We start from the raw sequence: 15,998 nt of genomic DNA on the forward strand, positions 1-15,998 counted from the left end.
AGCTAAGCTCTCGCTTTCGGTAAATCTTGTTCGGCTTTTTGAGGTTTGGCAATTTTGGCAGGACGACTAATATGATAGCCTTGGCCAAATTCACACCCTACTTGTTGAAGTCTGTCTAACATATCTTGTGATTCTATGCCTTCTGCCACTAAGCGGTAACCAAACTTGCTACCTAGGTCATGCAATGCTTTTACCAAAGATATATTCTCAGAATTTGAATTTAATGAACGAATAAAGCTGCGATCTAATTTAATAAATTCAAATGGATAACTGTGTAAAAAGTTTAATGACGATAAACCTGCACCGTAATCATCTAATGCCAGCTTAACACCAAACTCTTTTAGTTTTCGTAAGCCTTTTAACGCTAATTCTGTATGTTGGCTAAACGCAGATTCATTAAACTCCAAAATTAGTCTTTCTGGCTCAACGGTATTTAATTTAATTAAATCTATTAAATGCGACAATTGATTTGCTTGCGTTAAATGTCTGCCTGATAAATTTACCCCAATGAAAGCATGCTGATATTCGTCGCTGGTTTGCCAGCTTTTTAACTGCAAACAAACTTCTTCAATCACCCAGGTTTCAATGTCAAGAATCATCCCTGTTTCTTCCGCCATAAACAAAAATTCGCTTGGCGTTAATAAACCTTTCGTTGGATGTTGCCAACGTAATAACGCTTCAAAGCCAATGGTACTTGTTAATTCAAGGTCGGATATTTGCTGGTAATGTAATTCAAATTGCTTTTCTTTAATGGCGATACGCAATTCTTGTTCAAGCGTCATACTAGCAATAAGTTGTTCACGCATACTTTCATCAAAAAAGACATAACGACCACGCCCCAAACTTTTAGCTTGATACATGGCAGCATCGGCATCTCTTAATATTTCATTGGAATCTTTATATTGCTGGCCGCACAAGGCAATACCAATACTCGCGTTTGAATATAATGTATGGCCGTCTAATTCAAAGGGTTTTTCAATCGCACTAATGATGCGCGAAGCGACTTCTTCAACATCATCTTGAGACTGTAAAGAATCTAATAAAATAACAAATTCATCACCCCCCAAGCGCGCTAAAATATCATTATCTCGAACGCAATCACTTAAACGAGCAGCAATTTCAATTAAGAATTCATCACCGGCATGATGACCTAAGGTGTCGTTGATTACTTTGAAGCGATCTAAATCGATAAACAATACCGCTGACCGATTGTTAGGATGACGTTTTAAATGACTTAATGCATAAGCTAGTCGGTCTGAGAACATTGCTCTATTAGGTAGCTTTGTTAACGCATCATGATTGGCTTCAAAATATAATTGTTCTTCAGCTTTTTGGCGTTCTTCAATCTGCATTCGCAAATTAAGGTTAGTTGCCTGTAATTCTTGTGTGCGTTGATTGACTATTTTTTCTAATTGTTCATGACTTTGCTGCACTGCTTCTTGAGCTTTTTTTCTAATAATTGCTGAAGCAATATGCTGACTAACAAAGCGAATTAATTCTAAATCACAATGCTGATAGGCATGTTCATCTTGATAATGTTGAACCGCTAATACACCAATAATTTTACCATTTTCAATTAAAGGTGCGCCTAGCCATGCTTTTGGTAACTGTTTTGCAGGATAAGTTAGCGAAAATTTTTGCTTATTAATCGTGCCTTGCTCAGACAAAATATAGACACTTTCATCAACAATTAATAAAGGTAGTCCGGTTTTAATCGCTAATTCAGTTAAACCATTCGCTAATTTTCTAGGTGTAGGGCTGGCAACTTTTTCATCTTGATAATAAGGAAAAAATAACTCTGTTTTATCATCAGATAATAACGCAATGTATAGGTTTTTTGCCGGTAAAAAGCTATTTACCTCACCATGTAATATTTCGTAAAAACTGTTGATATCTTTGCCTGAAGAGGACAATTCTGATATCGCCAATAACGCTTTATGCATTTTAACGGCTTTTTGGCGCTCAGCAATTTCTTGCTGCAATTTTACATTGGTGGCGGTAAGTTTTTGTGTTCGTTGTCGAATGTTTTTTTCAAGTAATTCACGACTTCGCACTCGATCAATGGCAGTAACTAAATGCTCGGCAATAAATTCTAATAATTGACAATCCCGGTCATCAAAAAAGAGTTTTTTATCGTAACTTTGTAAAGCGATTACCCCGATGGTTTGATAACCGCGTTTTAATGGAACACCTAACCAATCAACACAGGGTGACCCATAAAAAGCAATTTTTTCTGTGCGAACTAACGCCATTCTTTCTGCAGAACTACAATGAAAAGATTCACTTTCTTCAAACACTAATCCGGTTAGTGAATGTTGCCAATGGTTGATCTCAAAATGTTCTAAAATTTGTTCTTCTTTCGAGTTGTGGCTATATGCAAGGGAAAGTTGGCGAGATTTATTTAACAAAACAATATGAAAGCTATCAGTCACTAAAAGCGTTTTGATGACTGATTCGAGGGCAGGATAAAATGATGCCATATCGGTGACTGTACTTGCCAACTCTGAGAGTTGAAGTAATCCCGACTGCATCGTTGTAATTTGACGATATTTTTTTAGTAACGACTTGAGCTTAGGCAATTGGCGTGCAGCTTGAAGGTCGTTTTTCGCCCTTACTTCCATTAAGGCTAACCCATTATATTTATTATTAGTATTATTATTGAGCGATTAGTCTACCAAAATATGATTACTTTACTAGTGTAAATATGCTAAACATGTCGCTATTTTATTTATACCTATAAAAAAGCCGACTATCTTGTCGGCTTTAATCAGGTTGATACACCAATTAGCTTACGAGGCCATGCCTGCTTTTAACTTATTTAGTGCATTTTTTTCTAACTGACGAACTCGCTCTGCTGAGATGTCATATTTATCTGCTAATTCTTGCAATGTACTTTTTTCGTCATTTAACCAACGTGTCTTAACAATATCTTGACTGCGATTATCTAGAGTTACCAAAGCATTCATTAAACGTTTGTTAGCATGATCTTCCCAGTTCTGATCTTCCACTTCCGTGGCTAAGTCAGACTGTTTATCTTCTAAATATTGTGCCGGTGAAAAATTACCTGAGCCCATCGCATTGTCATCATCATCTGAAGACAATTCAAACGCTTGGTCTTGACTAGTCATCCGAGATTCCATCTCTAAAACATCTTTTTCACTTACACCAAGTGTTTCAGCGACATTAGTAATCTCATCGTTACTAAACCAACCTAAACGTTTTTTATTCTTACGTAAATTAAAAAATAATTTACGTTGAGCTTTTGTAGTAGCGACTTTAACAATACGCCAGTTTTTAAGCACAAACTCATGAATTTCTGCTTTAATCCAATGAACAGCAAATGATACCAAACGTACACCAACTTCAGGATTAAAACGTTTAACGGCTTTCATTAATCCAACGTTACCTTCTTGAATTAAATCAGCTTGCGGTAAGCCATAACCGGCATAACCTTTTGCTACATGGATAACAAAGCGTAAATGCGACATAATTAACTCTTGCGCCGCTTGTAAATCATTTTCTGCATATAAACGAGTTGCGAGATCATGCTCGCGCTCAGCTGTTAGCATAGGGATGCTATAAGCAGATTGCATATATGATTCAATACTGCCGCTTTGTGGAACCGTTAGCGCCATTGTTTGAATATTATCACTCATTTATTTAAACCCTTTTTTATACCTGGCTCGCGATATTAACACGAACCTTTTCTTTGATCGAGTATTTACTATACTCAACATAACTTACTAGACACGGCGATACAATAAATGCTTTCATAGTAACGAAGATAATTTGTGTAAATTTGTTAAATTAAATAGATTTTTAAAGTAATAACAAGATGTTGCCTACTAAATTACATATTTATTAAATTTTGGTTTAGCGTATTTGTTAGAGGTATTATTTTGTATTCATATGTAGCCAGACAACCTATTTTAGATATTAATAAGAATGTTATCGCTTATGAGTTATTATTTCGTGATGGAAAAAGCAATAGTTTCCCAAATATTGATCCCAATTTAGCCACTTCAAATATTTTAACAAATAATCATTTAACCTTAGGTATTGAACAAATTACTGGTGATTTACCTGGTTATATTAATTTTCATGCCATCACCCTTATTCGACGGTTCCCAAGTTTTCTTGATCCTAAAAAAGTCGTTATCGAAATTTTAGAAGACCTTGATGTTTCGAATAAGCTTATCGAGACCGTAAAATTACTTAAAGAAAAAGGCTACACGCTAGCATTAGATGATTTCGATTTTGATAAAAAATGGGATGTTTTACTTCCCTTTATCGATATCATTAAAGTTGATGTATTAGCTTTTTCTCTATTAGATATTAGTAAATTAATTCGTACACTTCCGGACTCAAATATTACCTTGTTAGCAGAAAAAGTAGAAACATTAGAACAATTTGAAAAGCTAAAGATGCTAGGTTTTACTTCATTTCAAGGCTACTTTTTTGCGAAACCAGAAATCCTAAAACAACGAAAAATCACTACTGCTAAGCAAAACATTTTAGATCTGATTGGCCAAGCAAGTAAGACTGAATTAGACAATGAAGTGATTGGCGATATCTTCAGTGCTGATCCGGGGCTAACCTATAAATTATTGCGCTTTATCAATAGTCCCACTTATGGGAATAACCAGGAAATTACTTCTTTAAAGCATGCCCTTGTTTATATTGGGGAGCTTGAATTAAAGAAATTTATCACCTTATTAGCTTTATCAGATTTAAATGCAGGAAAATGTGATGAGGTGATGCGCTTATCTTTGAATCGAGCAAAATTCTGTGAATTAGTTTCACAAACTAAGCTGGATGAAGAAAACCCCCCTAAGGCGTTTCTTACTGGCATGCTTTCAATGATTGATGGCGTATTAGATCATGATTTAGAGTTTGTTTTAAAAGCTTTACCCATTCACCCAGAGATTAAATCTGCCTTACGAAATGAAAGTAATTATTTAAATGATTATTTAACATTAGCTAAGTTGATTGAGACCGGAGATTGGCAAAAAAGTGAAGCGTTTGCGAAAAAAATAGACTTAACCGCTGAGTATTGTTTTGAAACTCATCAAGAAGCGCTTGCTTGGACGGATGGCATGTTATCAAATCAATAAGTGTTAACCTGAAAGCTCCCATTTAAGAAATATTGAGGCTCTAAAGGTAAATATAGTTTAATCAGCGGTAGGTTCTATCGCTCTAATATGCTTTCTTACTGAAATATAACTGCCTGCTAGCCCCAATAAAATAGCAAAGGTAATCAAGATAAACATTTCAGCAGCGTCTAAACCAATTAACTGAAAGTCACTTTGGTATAAATCCGTTAAATTGATTAATGCTCCGGTAAAATATTGTGCCAATATCGCCACACAAATCACTGCTACAGCCCCGCCTAGCACTCCATACCAAACACCAGAATATAAAAAAGGACGTTGAATAAAGCTATCAGTTGCGCCAACTAATTTCATCACAGCAATCGCATCTTTTTGATTAAGAATCGCTAAGCGTATTGTGTTACCAATAATTAAAACTACTGATAAACAGAGCAATATTGCAATACCTATCACGATATCCTCAATCAATAAGGTTATTGCTTCTAATTTGGTTAACCATTCTAAATCTAGCTTACCTTGTTCTACTTCACGTTCATTTTCTAATTTTTGTAAAAGTTCTCGGGCGGCTTGAGTTTTACTTGCGCGTTGCGTTGGTGTAACAAGGATAGTGGCAGGTAAAGGGTTTGATGATAAATACTCTAGAGCTTCGCCAAACCCTGATAATTCTTTAAATTCTTTTAATGCGCTTGTTGCAGATATATATTTAACTTCTGCCACTTCAGGATATAAATTTATACGCTGGACAAGGTTTTTTGCTGATTTATCATCGACTGAAAGCTTTAAAAACAAGCTAATTTCTGAAGCAGAATCCCATTGCTGAGAAATAGATTTAGCATTTTTAACAATTAAATGAAGAGTCGCTGGCAAGGTTAAACTGATCCCTAAGACCAATATCGTCATCATCGAAGTAAAGGGTGTTCGCCATAGATCACCTAAACTACCAATCGCTTGTTGTAAATGACGAATAAGACGTGCTGAAATTTTTGCCGCTACATTGGGCTTATCAGAATGACGATGCGAAAAGCTGCTGTCAGAAAATTTAGTCAATTTATTCTCCTCCCAGCCCTTCAATTAAGCCATCATCGATCATCGCACCTTGTTTAAGTGTAAGCGTACGATATTTTAATCGAGCAATTAACCCTAAATCATGAGTGGCAATTAATACAGCAACACCCATGTCATTAAATTCTTCAAAGAGTTTTATGATATCAAGTGAAAGTTTAGGGTCGAGATTACCTGTCGGTTCATCCGCTAATAAAATTGGCGGCTTGTTTACCAACGCACGTGCAATTCCTACGCGTTGTTGTTCGCCACCTGAAAGCATATTAGGAAAACAACGAGATTTATCAGATAAATGGACTTTATCTAAAGCTGCATCAACACGTTTTTTTGTTTCTTTATGGCTAAAACCTTCGATAATTAGAGGTAGAGCAATATTGTCAAAAACTGTGCGATCCATCAGTAGGTTATGATTTTGAAAAATCATGCCTATGCCACGTCGAACATAAGGAATTTGTTGATAAGTTACCGTCGACAAGTCAACATCATTGATCATCACTTGGCCGCTAGTGGGCTTTTCCATTAAACTCATCAGCTTTAATAATGTACTTTTACCCGCTCCAGAATGTCCTGTTAAAAATGCCATTTCACCGGCAGCAAGACTAAAGCTGACATTATTTAGCGCGATAAAGCCACCGGGATAAGTTTTATTGACATGATTAAAGCGGATCATTAATTTAATTTCTTATCGGTTGGTTTTCTATGAAGCATCGGGTGAATTATTATCAACAAATAATGCATCGATAAAATCTGCGCCATTAAATGGACGTAAATCATCAATGCCTTCACCAACACCTAAATAACGAATCGGCATCTGGTATTTATCAGCTACCGCAAATACAACACCACCTTTTGCAGTTCCATCTAGTTTAGTTAGCGTTAAACCTGTTAAACCAACCGCCTCATTAAATAATTGTGTTTGACTTAAGGCATTTTGTCCCGTTCCTGCATCTATGGTTAACATCACTTCGTGCGGTGCATTTTCATCTAATTTTTTCATCACACGGACAACTTTTTTAAGCTCTTCCATCAAATGGTTTTTATTTTGTAAACGGCCAGCCGTATCAGCAATTAAGACGTCGACTTTTCGTGCTTTAGCGGCACTAATGGCATCAAAAATCACTGAAGCACTATCAGCACCCGTATGCTGAGCTATCACTGGGATATCATTTCGCTCACCCCATACTTGTAATTGTTCGACAGCTGCAGCTCTGAAGGTATCTCCTGCTGCTAGCATCACGGACTTACCTTGTGCTTGAAATTGTTTGGCTAATTTACCAATTGTGGTGGTTTTACCTACGCCATTTACTCCAACCATTAGGATAACAAAAGGGCCTTCGCCTTCAGGAATTTCAAGAGGTTGGCTAACGGGTTCGATAATTTTTTGCAATTCTGCTTTTAACAATTCATATAAAGATTCCGCATCTTTTAGCTGACGACGAGAAGCTGAGTCAGTTAATGAATTGATAATTTTAGTCGTGGTTTCAACACCCACATCGGCTAGCAGTAGATGTGTTTCTAACTCTTCAAATAACTCATCATCAATTTTTTTCCCACGAAATAAATCAAAGACGCCACCACCTAGGTTTTGACGAGTTTTAGATAAACCTTGCTTTAATCGAGTAAAAAAGCCAGATTTTGGTTCTGGTTCTGGTTCTGGTTCTGGTTCTGGTTCTGGTTCTGGCTTAGATTCTGTTAGATTATCTTCAATCGTCGGATGCGATTCATCAACAGTTTCCTGTTTTATATCAATCGTTTCTGATTGATTTTCACGGTTATTTTCAACGGAGTCTTGTTCGCTTTCTTGACTTGCTACATCAACTAACTCTTTTGCTGATTCTTCTTTTTGGCCACCAAGACCCAACCAAGAAAACATACCTTTCTTTTTCGACATACGATTATTTCTTTCTCTGCATTATGAATAGTTGTAGTCATAACGCGTTAAACAAGGATAAAATTGAATAATAACACCTAAACTGCTGACAAAAAACTAAAGTAGCTTAACTTATGCGCAAAACCAGAAATCATCTTTCAAAAGGGTCTCAAAAATCCAAAGCTACCGGTAATATTCGCATTATTGCTGGCAAGCATCGTGGGAGAAAACTTCCTGTGCTGATGTCAGATGGTTTACGGCCAACAACAGATAGAGTAAAAGAAACCGTTTTTAACTGGTTAATGCCATATATTCAGCAAAGTAATTGCTTAGATTGTTTTGCTGGAGCAGGAAGTTTAGGATTTGAAGCTTTTTCTCGTGGCGCCAAACAAGTGACTTTAATTGAACTGGATAAAAATGCCGCCAAACAATTACAACAGAATAAAGCCCTATTAAACGCTGATAATGTTGATGTTTATCAAACCAATGCTTTAACTTATTTAGCTGATACACCAAAGTCAAAATTTGACATTGTTTTTATCGACCCACCGTTTAGGCAAGGCTTAACTGAAGAAGTTATTAAGTTACTTGAAAATAATTGGTTAACGAAGCAAGCGCTAATTTACTTAGAAATGGAAAGCGAAAATAATCAGGTATTGATACCTAACCATTGGTCGCTATTAAAAGAAAAAAGTGCTGGGCAAGTGAGTTATCGTTTATATCAATATTGTGAAGAGTAGAGTAACGAATTAGCCATTAAAATAGCTAACTCGTTTGTTGTTAACTGCACTAGCTTGAAGGAATGAGATTTATTGAATTTCTATTCCTAAATTTGATAAGCCTTGCTCAGACACCATATTTTTCAATGCTTTGATAGTCGCTTTGTTTTCAGGAGAGTTTTTTAAGAAATCGAAGAGTTCGTTTTGAGTTGCAGCTTCCCATTCCATTAAAGGATGCTCATTAATAAGTTGTTGCGATATTTCTTCCGTATTTGCTGAGTTTGATTCATCAAGTTCTTGCGCTAAACAAAGTTCTACATAAAAGTTAACACTACCTTGAGAAAGGCGAGAAATACTCTCAAAACCTTCGCCTTCTTTATCTTGCATGGCTTGTAAAAGCGACATTACGGCCATGGAAGTATCTAAAGCGGGATAAACACCAAATAAGTCAAACGCTTGAGGATCAGGAACTTGCTCTTCCAACTTCAATAGTTGAGCATCATAATTGATATTCACTTTTTGACTTTTATCTAATCGTTGCCAAATTAAATCGAGTTGATTACGAATGAGTTGGAAATTTCCAAAGCCCGAATTTTCGGAAAATGCTTTGTAATTGGGTAACATGCGTTCAATTAACGTCACGCAAAAGGCTATTTTTTGCCATTGAGTTAATTTAGTTAAAGGGATATGAATTGACACCAATATTTCCTATTTTGAAAAACAGACCCGATTATAACGAGTATTTATAATTATAATGATTTTTTTGCCAATTCTTTTTGTGCATATTCAAATCGTAATCGATATTCGGTTAACTTAGTTTCAAGTTCTGATATTTGATTCTCAAGCTTTTGCGATAACTCTGCATTTTCATCACGTAAGTACTTAATCGTATCTCGAGCCTTACTATATTCAACTTCTTGTTTGTCTCTTTTCTCTATTTGTGCATTATAACGTTGTTGATTTTGTTCAATATTTTTTGTTGCTTGCTCAAGATCTTTCGTGAGGTTTTCTGTAATGATTTGGAAATGGTCAACCTCTTGTTTAGCTTGCTCAAATGAAGTCGCTAAATTGTCATAACTTTGTTGAAGCTGCATAAGTGCCTGAGCATTTTTACTGTGTTGCGCTTCGCTGTTTGCTATGCGTTGCTGCATTTCCGTCAGTTTTGCATCAGCCTGCGCTTGTTGTTGTTTTTGTTGCTCTATAGTTTGTTGTAATTGACCATTATTTTTCTGCAACTCGAGATGCTCTGCTTTTAATGTCGTTAAGCTTTTAGTTTGTTCATTGTATTTATTATTACTTTCTTCCAGAGACGCCATTGCCGTTTCTAGCTGCGTTGAAACTTTTTCATTATCACGCTGTAAGGCATTTATTTGCGCATTTTTTTCTGCGGAAAATTTATCATTTTCCGCTTGAGCGTCAGTAAGTTGCTTAATTTGGTCATCAAAAGTTTGTTGGTTGGTGGTAATTGTAATTTCTTGGCTATGGAGTTGTTCTGTTTGCTCAATGACGTTTTGTTGCAATGCTTGATTGGTTTTTTCTACTTCTGCTAACTGCAAATGTAATTTATCAATCAGCGCTTTGCTCTGCTTTTGATCCTTGGTTGCTTGTTCAACTTGTTTTTTAAATGCTAATTCTCGTTGTTGATATTCAGTTAAAGCTAGCTTATTACTTGAACTGTTCTGCGTTTGTTCCGCTTTAATATGAGCTAATTCAGCTAATGAAATATTCAGTTGATTTTGTAATTCAGAAATTTGTTGATTTTGAACATCTAACGTTGCCGACTTTGCTTGGGCATTTTTTTGTGCAGATTTTTCAGAATCACGTAGAGTGTCTAATTGACTTTGCTGTTCTTGAGTAACACTTTCAGCGTTGGCAATTTGCTCTTGTTGTTGCTGATTTGTTGCGGTTAATTGCTTAACCTGTTCCAAAAGGTTAGCGTTTTCAGCCATTTTCTCTTGTAGTGCCGCCTCTGTATCCGTTAGTTTTACCTCATTAAACTCAGCATTATTGGTAATTATTTGTTGTTGCTCTTGAAGGGTGTTTTCTAACGATTTTGACTTTTCTTGGAATTCTTTTTTGGTTTTGTTAAGTGTGGTTTCTAATGCGGAATTTTTGCTTTTTTCTAAGTTAAGCTGGTCAGCAATTAATTGATATTGAGGATGTTTTTCGATGACCTCATCGGTAATTTCATTTGTTTTTTGCTGATTAATAAAAAACTTAGTGACTTTTTCTTCTATCTGTACATAAATTTCACCAGCAAGAGATTGAATTTTATCATCTAATTCTTTAGGGATTTTGTTCTTTTCAACCATTCAAGCCTCAGAAAAGTTAATTGCTTTTACTAAAACTAGCATAGCTTACTACAATAAAAAAGGGAGCGTTTAAGCTCCCTTATTAGTAAACCTTTTCAATGAAAGATTATTTTGCTTCTTCAGCTTTAACTACATTGTATTGAATGCCGCTAACTTTAACCGGGTTTTCACTCGAGTTACGAAGTTGAGCTAAACGATTTACTTGACCAGCAGAAGCTAACATCGCGTGAATAGGCATAAATAAACCAGACTTATAAAACTCTAATGCTTTCTCATCACTTAAACCGTGAAGCGCCTCTTCGTTGATACCGTAAATACCAACCAGTTTTTTCTTCTCTTCATTGTTAAAAGCAATATTAAGTTCTAATTCTTGTAATAAATCATTTTCTAATAAAATTTTAACGAAATTTTCGTTAGCAACTTCATTGTCATATAAACGACCTAATTGCTCCTGAATGCCTTTGAAATAATCTGTATCATTGCCTTCTGCATCGAATAAAGCTTGATCTTTATCTTCACCGACAAATGGACTATCTAAATCAATACAAGCCGTTAAGGTTTTTTCTTTTTCAGGATCTAATCCTAGTGAAAATGGCACCATAGAAATTGAATGTGGAATATAAATGGCCTGCCATTTTTTCTCTTCATGGTATAAATTTTCACCCGCTTCTAAGCCCAGCATTACCACAGTACGGTAACGTTCAGAATCAGGATCTTTAATTAATACAATAGGGTAACTTGTTGAAGCTTGAGGGAATTCACGTACGTTAATTGGCGCAATATGTTGATTGGCAACATGCGATAAATCGCGTTGATTGGCAACTTTTAAATTTTGATGTTGCTCTTTTTTGATGGCTACTATATTCATATTTTAATTCACTCTAACTTTTTTGAAATTTTTTCTGTATATACTTAGGACTGTTGAACTAATTATTTTTTACAGATCTTTTAATGTGAAATAAGTAATGGAGACGATGGTTAATGCTTTCAATAGTGAATAATTAAAAATATAATAAAAATTGGTCAATTTTGATTTGAAGCTAACTATAGTTAGACAAAATTATTACATAACTTGGTGAATTAAAATGAGTTTTATTGATAAAACGATAAAAGTTAACGAGATAAAATTATCTTCATTAATTCTGATTTTTATCAGTATCGTGCCTATGTTTTATTCATTTTCTGCTTTAAGCCAAGCTAAAATTACAGTTAATAATAGTCATAATGCTGAAGGTTTCGCCCGCACGCAAATTAAAAATGAAACCACCAAAGAGCTTGCTTGTTGGGTCGCGATTGATGGTTTTAAGTCAAAATTTCGTTTACCTCCTGCGGCTACTTCCAGATGGTTTACCGCCAATGATAAGCGCTATTCATATACGAATTTCAGTACTTGGTGCGACAATATCGAGTATTACCCTCAATATAAAAACTACTCTATTGGTGGTCAATCATCTGATTAATCTTGCCATTTAAAGAGATAGATCATCATAAACCCGCCCGTTAATAAGAAAATAAAGCCAAAGACAACAGCTAAATCCTTCATCGGTGATTCTATCTCTCGAACATCTATTAGTTCATAATAACGGCGCTTATTGCCATATCCTTCGACAAAACCTTCGCCTTGATAGCTGCGAGTTAATATTAAGCTTTCATCTAAACGAGCAATATTTTTTGCAATACGCTTATTTGATTTATCCCAATCTTCGGCGAGTTCTCTAAGTGGTGACATTTGATAGTGTTTGTTAATTTCCCCTTGGTTAATCAATCCCATTGATTTGTATTGGTAAACCGAACAAGGAAAAATTGTTGATGAATTGCCAATAATGACAAAAGCAACACCCAAAACAATCAGCATGGCGGCCAAAACATAACTTCGGCGCATCTTTTGTTTTTTCGCTTCTCGACGAGATTCTAACTTTACGGCAATCTCCGGAATGTGCTGTAAATTTTCTTGTAAATACGACATGCTTAAACTATCAATCAAAGTGAATACATCCATATCAAAGGCGCTAGCTATTTTTGAAATAACCTCAAATGAAGGGGAGCCTTTTTCATTTTCTAACTTTGATAAATATGATTGCTCTATTTGTGCTTTTTCTGCCAATTCAGGTTGCGTTAAACCAGCATCTTGACGCAGTTGTTTTATTTTTTCACCAAGTTTCATTGTCTGTCCTTTTGCTTGAATCAATTAAATTTCAAGCGAATTCTTATTTATCATATCAGGAATATAAAGATGAATATGCCAAGATATTCATGAATATTGTTCTATCATTCGATTGATGAGTGATAACTAAGCTGTGTTTAACCAAAAGGCGCAGATCTAATAAAATCGATAACGCAGTTTAACGAAATGTAACCGCTTACAAAGTTTTATGGTAAACTGCTGACATCAAGTTTGATTCAAGCTACTATCTACAAAGAATCACTATATGCTTTGAGCGCGTTATGGATCGTCTTCTTTTTAATACTTTTGATCTTGCCTTACTTATCACCATTTATCAGTGCATTCTTTTTGCACTTTTTTTAATCACGCTCAAAAAAGGTAAAAGACAAAGTAATATTTTACTGGCATTGTTTTTACTGTCTTATGCTGCCATCCCTTTAGATACATTAATTAATTTTGGAGAGGCCTTTAGACAATTTGCCATGGATTTTTCGCCAAATGTTTTTTATATCTTCGGCATGGCGTATTGGATTGAAGCAGTACTGTTACTATTTTTTGTCCGCTCTTTAATCTATAAAAACTTCTCGTTAAAACCGACAGACATTTTATATTTCTTACCTTTTCTTATTTTTGCCGTTCATGATATTCACGATTGGCATTTACTTGACTCTCAAACAAAGTTATTGATTTTAGAAGGTTATCAATTAGCTAATGAACCGGCTTACACGCGCTACATCAATTTGTTTAGAGAATGCTTTAGAACATTTTGTGGCGTGCTTTGTTTAATTGAGCTTCATCGTTATCAAACACACATTAAAAATGAGTTTGCTGATATTGAAGCAATAGATTTAACTTGGCTTAAAATTTTAGTTATTGGCTTTTTGGTCATTAGAGTGCAAGCAATAATCATTACTTTAGGTTTTATGACCTCAATTGATTTACACATCAATATTGACTATGCCTTAATCGGTCAAACGTCTAATTTTATGGTGATGTTTTTGATCAGCTTTTTAATGTTTTATAGCTTAGGTTTCTCAAGCGTATTTAAAGGCATTGAAAATAAAGAAAAAATAATTGAAAAAGATCCTATCGATTTAGCTCAAGTGGAAAAAATAGAATCGTTTATGCAGGCGCAAAAGCCTTATTTAAATCACTTGTTAAATTTAGAAAATTTATCAATGCAATTACAAATGCCGGCCAGAAATTTATCTCAAATTATTAACCGGCATTTTAAACAAAACTTTTTTGAATTTATTAATCGATATCGTATTGAAGAAAGTAAACATTTGTTGCAACAAGAAGAAAATAGAAAAGTCACTATGCTCGATATTATGGATCAAGCCGGTTTTAATTCTAAGGCAACGTTTAATACTTTTTTCAAAAAAAGTGTCGGACTCACTCCCACACAATACCGAAAAGAGCAACTAGGCTCTAAAGAGACTCATCAAAAATAATATCAAAACCGCCATAGATTAATCGCTTGCCATCAAATGGCATTGGATTTTCTTCTGGATTCATTCTAGGGTCTTCCATCATTGCCTGCCAACCAGCATCACGAATTTCTTTTGAAGGCCAGACAACGGATGAAAACACCACAGTTTCATCTGCTTGGCACTTAACCGCCATTGGAAAAGACGTGACTTCACCATCTGGGACATCGTCTCCCCAGCCTTCTGTTATTTTAAGCGCGCCATGGTCTTTAAATACCTCGGCGGTTACTTTTGCATGGGCTAAATATTCATCTTTATTTTTAGTGGGCACAGCCGCCACAAAACCATCCATATAAGCCATTTCAATCACCTCTGTTGTGTTTATTATAATTATTAGCGCGTTATATTAGCTAAAGTAGCTTTCAGTATTGATGCTAAGAGTCTATTACACAAGTTTTAGTCGGCTAACTGTAGCCTTAGGTCAGCTAAACTTATTGCTAGTTCTATAAAGTATTCAGGTATTTCCTCAACATAGTGATCTTGCAAATAACTTCTGAGTGTTTTTTCATTGTTTGTTTCTGCGGTAATCAACATTCCGATAACTGTAACTGATGCTATTTCATCAATTGAAACCTGTTGTTCCTGCCAATTTATTTGTCGATAAATATCAAAGTCTGATAACGAAATATCAATAGCTTTCGTTCGATTTATCTTGGTTGAGCTGAGCATATTTTCAGTGAGAATGAGTTGATAATTAGCAAAGGTAGTAGCAATGTTTTGATCTTCGTGATGTTCACCAAAAAACTTAATATTAATCACGCCATTGCTAGAAAGCAGTTCTTTTAGCCAGTGAATATCAATTAAACCAGAGTCAATATACTTACTATAAATATCGTTGAGTTGCGCTAAGGTTGGAATAGATGAAGCTTGTTTATTGAGGGAAAGTTGTAGTGAAAGCGTTTTAATTTGGCCAAAGGTTAAATCTGGTTGAGAAAAAACGACTTTTAAACCGTTACTATGTTGTTGATGCCAATTGGCCACCTTCTTTATTAAAGTGATTCGAATTTGTTCCGATTCTGCTGTTTTAGTTATTGTTGGCGCGTAGGCGTTAGCATGATGTTTCAATGCTTTATATTGCACAGGTGAGGTAGCTGGGTGATTCCAATGTTGAACCTGTTGTGGATGAACTTTGACAACTTGACTGGCATTAACGTGGAAAAAACACATGCCGATCAGCGCAAAAGCTGTGATAGTTCTAATCATAATTTACCTTAATCGTTTGTATGATGATAAACATACCTCGCTTGGATTTTTAAATCGTTCAACTTTA

At 35.3% G+C, this 15,998-nt stretch carries 15 protein-coding genes; 4 read left to right on the forward strand and 11 right to left on the reverse strand.

The window, feature by feature from the left end; genetic code table 11:
• Positions 1-2 precede the first annotated feature (2 nt).
• The gene (locus tag Q4493_RS13305; RefSeq protein WP_303453490.1) at positions 3-2,621 is read right to left on the reverse strand and encodes an EAL domain-containing protein; all 2,619 of its coding nucleotides are present in this window, start codon (positions 2,619-2,621) and stop codon (positions 3-5) included.
• Positions 2,622-2,789: 168 nt separating this feature from the next.
• On the reverse strand, positions 2,790-3,656 hold the full coding sequence (gene rpoH / locus Q4493_RS13310) for an RNA polymerase sigma factor RpoH (RefSeq protein WP_303453492.1): 867 nt from the start codon (positions 3,654-3,656) through the stop codon (positions 2,790-2,792).
• A gap of 243 nt (positions 3,657-3,899) precedes the next feature.
• On the opposite strand from rpoH, the gene Q4493_RS13315 reads away from it, so the two are divergent.
• On the forward strand, positions 3,900-5,114 hold the full coding sequence (locus Q4493_RS13315; RefSeq protein ID WP_303453494.1) for an EAL and HDOD domain-containing protein: 1,215 nt from the start codon (positions 3,900-3,902) through the stop codon (positions 5,112-5,114).
• Positions 5,115-5,171: 57 nt separating this feature from the next.
• Here Q4493_RS13315 and ftsX read toward each other — a convergent pair whose 3' ends face one another.
• The 3 genes from ftsX to ftsY are packed head-to-tail and all read right to left on the reverse strand — an operon-like array spanning position 5,172 to position 8,064.
• Positions 5,172-6,158: a permease-like cell division protein FtsX gene (gene ftsX / locus Q4493_RS13320; protein WP_303453497.1), complete on the reverse strand. Its 987-nt coding sequence runs from the start codon at positions 6,156-6,158 to the stop codon at positions 5,172-5,174.
• 1 nt (position 6,159) lies between these two features.
• Positions 6,160-6,843: a cell division ATP-binding protein FtsE gene (gene ftsE / locus Q4493_RS13325; RefSeq protein WP_303453500.1), complete on the reverse strand. Its 684-nt coding sequence runs from the start codon at positions 6,841-6,843 to the stop codon at positions 6,160-6,162.
• Between the two features lie 27 nt (positions 6,844-6,870).
• Positions 6,871-8,064: a signal recognition particle-docking protein FtsY gene (gene ftsY / locus Q4493_RS13330; RefSeq protein WP_303453503.1), complete on the reverse strand. Its 1,194-nt coding sequence runs from the start codon at positions 8,062-8,064 to the stop codon at positions 6,871-6,873.
• A gap of 113 nt (positions 8,065-8,177) precedes the next feature.
• Here ftsY and rsmD point away from each other — a divergent pair, with 113 nt between their 5' ends.
• Positions 8,178-8,783, forward strand: a complete 606-nt coding sequence (gene rsmD / locus Q4493_RS13335) for a 16S rRNA (guanine(966)-N(2))-methyltransferase RsmD (protein ID WP_303453505.1) — start codon at positions 8,178-8,180, stop codon at positions 8,781-8,783.
• A 69-nt stretch (positions 8,784-8,852) separates the two neighbouring features.
• Here the strand turns inward: rsmD and Q4493_RS13340 are convergent, their stop codons facing one another.
• From Q4493_RS13340 to Q4493_RS13350, 3 genes are all read right to left on the reverse strand, one after another.
• Positions 8,853-9,461: a YjaG family protein gene (locus Q4493_RS13340; RefSeq protein WP_303453507.1), complete on the reverse strand. Its 609-nt coding sequence runs from the start codon at positions 9,459-9,461 to the stop codon at positions 8,853-8,855.
• 50 nt (positions 9,462-9,511) lie between these two features.
• A complete protein-coding gene (locus Q4493_RS13345) occupies positions 9,512-11,074 on the reverse strand; it encodes a hypothetical protein (RefSeq protein WP_303453510.1) in 1,563 nt (520 codons plus the stop codon).
• A 106-nt stretch (positions 11,075-11,180) separates the two neighbouring features.
• Positions 11,181-11,942 carry a SapC family protein gene (locus tag Q4493_RS13350; RefSeq protein ID WP_303453512.1) on the reverse strand — a complete coding sequence of 254 codons (762 nt, stop codon included), beginning with the start codon at positions 11,940-11,942 and terminating at the stop codon, positions 11,181-11,183.
• A gap of 217 nt (positions 11,943-12,159) precedes the next feature.
• Between Q4493_RS13350 and Q4493_RS13355 the strand changes: the two genes are divergently transcribed.
• Positions 12,160-12,534 carry a hypothetical protein gene (locus Q4493_RS13355; RefSeq protein WP_303453515.1) on the forward strand — a complete coding sequence of 125 codons (375 nt, stop codon included), beginning with the start codon at positions 12,160-12,162 and terminating at the stop codon, positions 12,532-12,534.
• On the opposite strand, the gene Q4493_RS13360 is transcribed toward Q4493_RS13355, so the two are convergent.
• Entirely contained in the window at positions 12,531-13,238 is a 708-nt protein-coding gene (locus Q4493_RS13360; RefSeq protein WP_303453518.1) for a helix-turn-helix domain-containing protein, read from the reverse strand. The genes Q4493_RS13355 and Q4493_RS13360 overlap by 4 nt on opposite strands.
• Before the next feature lie 281 nt (positions 13,239-13,519).
• Between Q4493_RS13360 and Q4493_RS13365 the strand changes: the two genes are divergently transcribed.
• Positions 13,520-14,692: a helix-turn-helix domain-containing protein gene (locus tag Q4493_RS13365; protein ID WP_303453521.1), complete on the forward strand. Its 1,173-nt coding sequence runs from the start codon at positions 13,520-13,522 to the stop codon at positions 14,690-14,692.
• On the opposite strand, the gene Q4493_RS13370 is transcribed toward Q4493_RS13365, so the two are convergent.
• Positions 14,670-15,029 (reverse strand): DUF1428 domain-containing protein, encoded by a 360-nt coding sequence (locus Q4493_RS13370; protein WP_303453523.1) that lies wholly within the window; start codon positions 15,027-15,029, stop codon positions 14,670-14,672. The two genes, Q4493_RS13365 and Q4493_RS13370, sit on opposite strands and share 23 nt — an antisense overlap.
• Before the next feature lie 95 nt (positions 15,030-15,124).
• On the reverse strand, positions 15,125-15,931 hold the full coding sequence (locus Q4493_RS13375; protein ID WP_303453525.1) for a hypothetical protein: 807 nt from the start codon (positions 15,929-15,931) through the stop codon (positions 15,125-15,127).
• Between the last annotated feature and the right edge of the window lie 67 nt (positions 15,932-15,998).

The organism is Colwellia sp. 1_MG-2023 (assembly GCF_030546755.1).
Lineage (GTDB): Bacteria > Pseudomonadota > Gammaproteobacteria > Enterobacterales > Alteromonadaceae > Thalassotalea_H.

What these genes read in the sequence shown, in the direction of transcription:
- Q4493_RS13305 (WP_303453490.1), bottom strand. Translation starts at nt 2,621, where the DNA reads ATGGAAGTAAGGGCGAAAAACGACCTTCAAGCTGCACGCCAATTGCCT.
- rpoH (WP_303453492.1), bottom strand. Translation starts at nt 3,656, where the DNA reads ATGAGTGATAATATTCAAACAATGGCGCTAACGGTTCCACAAAGCGGC.
- ftsE (WP_303453500.1), bottom strand. Translation starts at nt 6,843, where the DNA reads ATGATCCGCTTTAATCATGTCAATAAAACTTATCCCGGTGGCTTTATC.
- ftsY (WP_303453503.1), bottom strand. Translation starts at nt 8,064, where the DNA reads ATGTCGAAAAAGAAAGGTATGTTTTCTTGGTTGGGTCTTGGTGGCCAA.
- rsmD (WP_303453505.1), top strand. Translation starts at nt 8,178, where the DNA reads ATGCGCAAAACCAGAAATCATCTTTCAAAAGGGTCTCAAAAATCCAAA.
- Q4493_RS13345 (WP_303453510.1), bottom strand. Translation starts at nt 11,074, where the DNA reads ATGGTTGAAAAGAACAAAATCCCTAAAGAATTAGATGATAAAATTCAA.
- Q4493_RS13350 (WP_303453512.1), bottom strand. Translation starts at nt 11,942, where the DNA reads ATGAATATAGTAGCCATCAAAAAAGAGCAACATCAAAATTTAAAAGTT.
- Q4493_RS13355 (WP_303453515.1), top strand. Translation starts at nt 12,160, where the DNA reads ATGAGTTTTATTGATAAAACGATAAAAGTTAACGAGATAAAATTATCT.
- Q4493_RS13360 (WP_303453518.1), bottom strand. Translation starts at nt 13,238, where the DNA reads ATGAAACTTGGTGAAAAAATAAAACAACTGCGTCAAGATGCTGGTTTA.
- Q4493_RS13365 (WP_303453521.1), top strand. Translation starts at nt 13,520, where the DNA reads ATGGATCGTCTTCTTTTTAATACTTTTGATCTTGCCTTACTTATCACC.
- Q4493_RS13370 (WP_303453523.1), bottom strand. Translation starts at nt 15,029, where the DNA reads ATGGCTTATATGGATGGTTTTGTGGCGGCTGTGCCCACTAAAAATAAA.
- Q4493_RS13375 (WP_303453525.1), bottom strand. Translation starts at nt 15,931, where the DNA reads ATGATTAGAACTATCACAGCTTTTGCGCTGATCGGCATGTGTTTTTTC.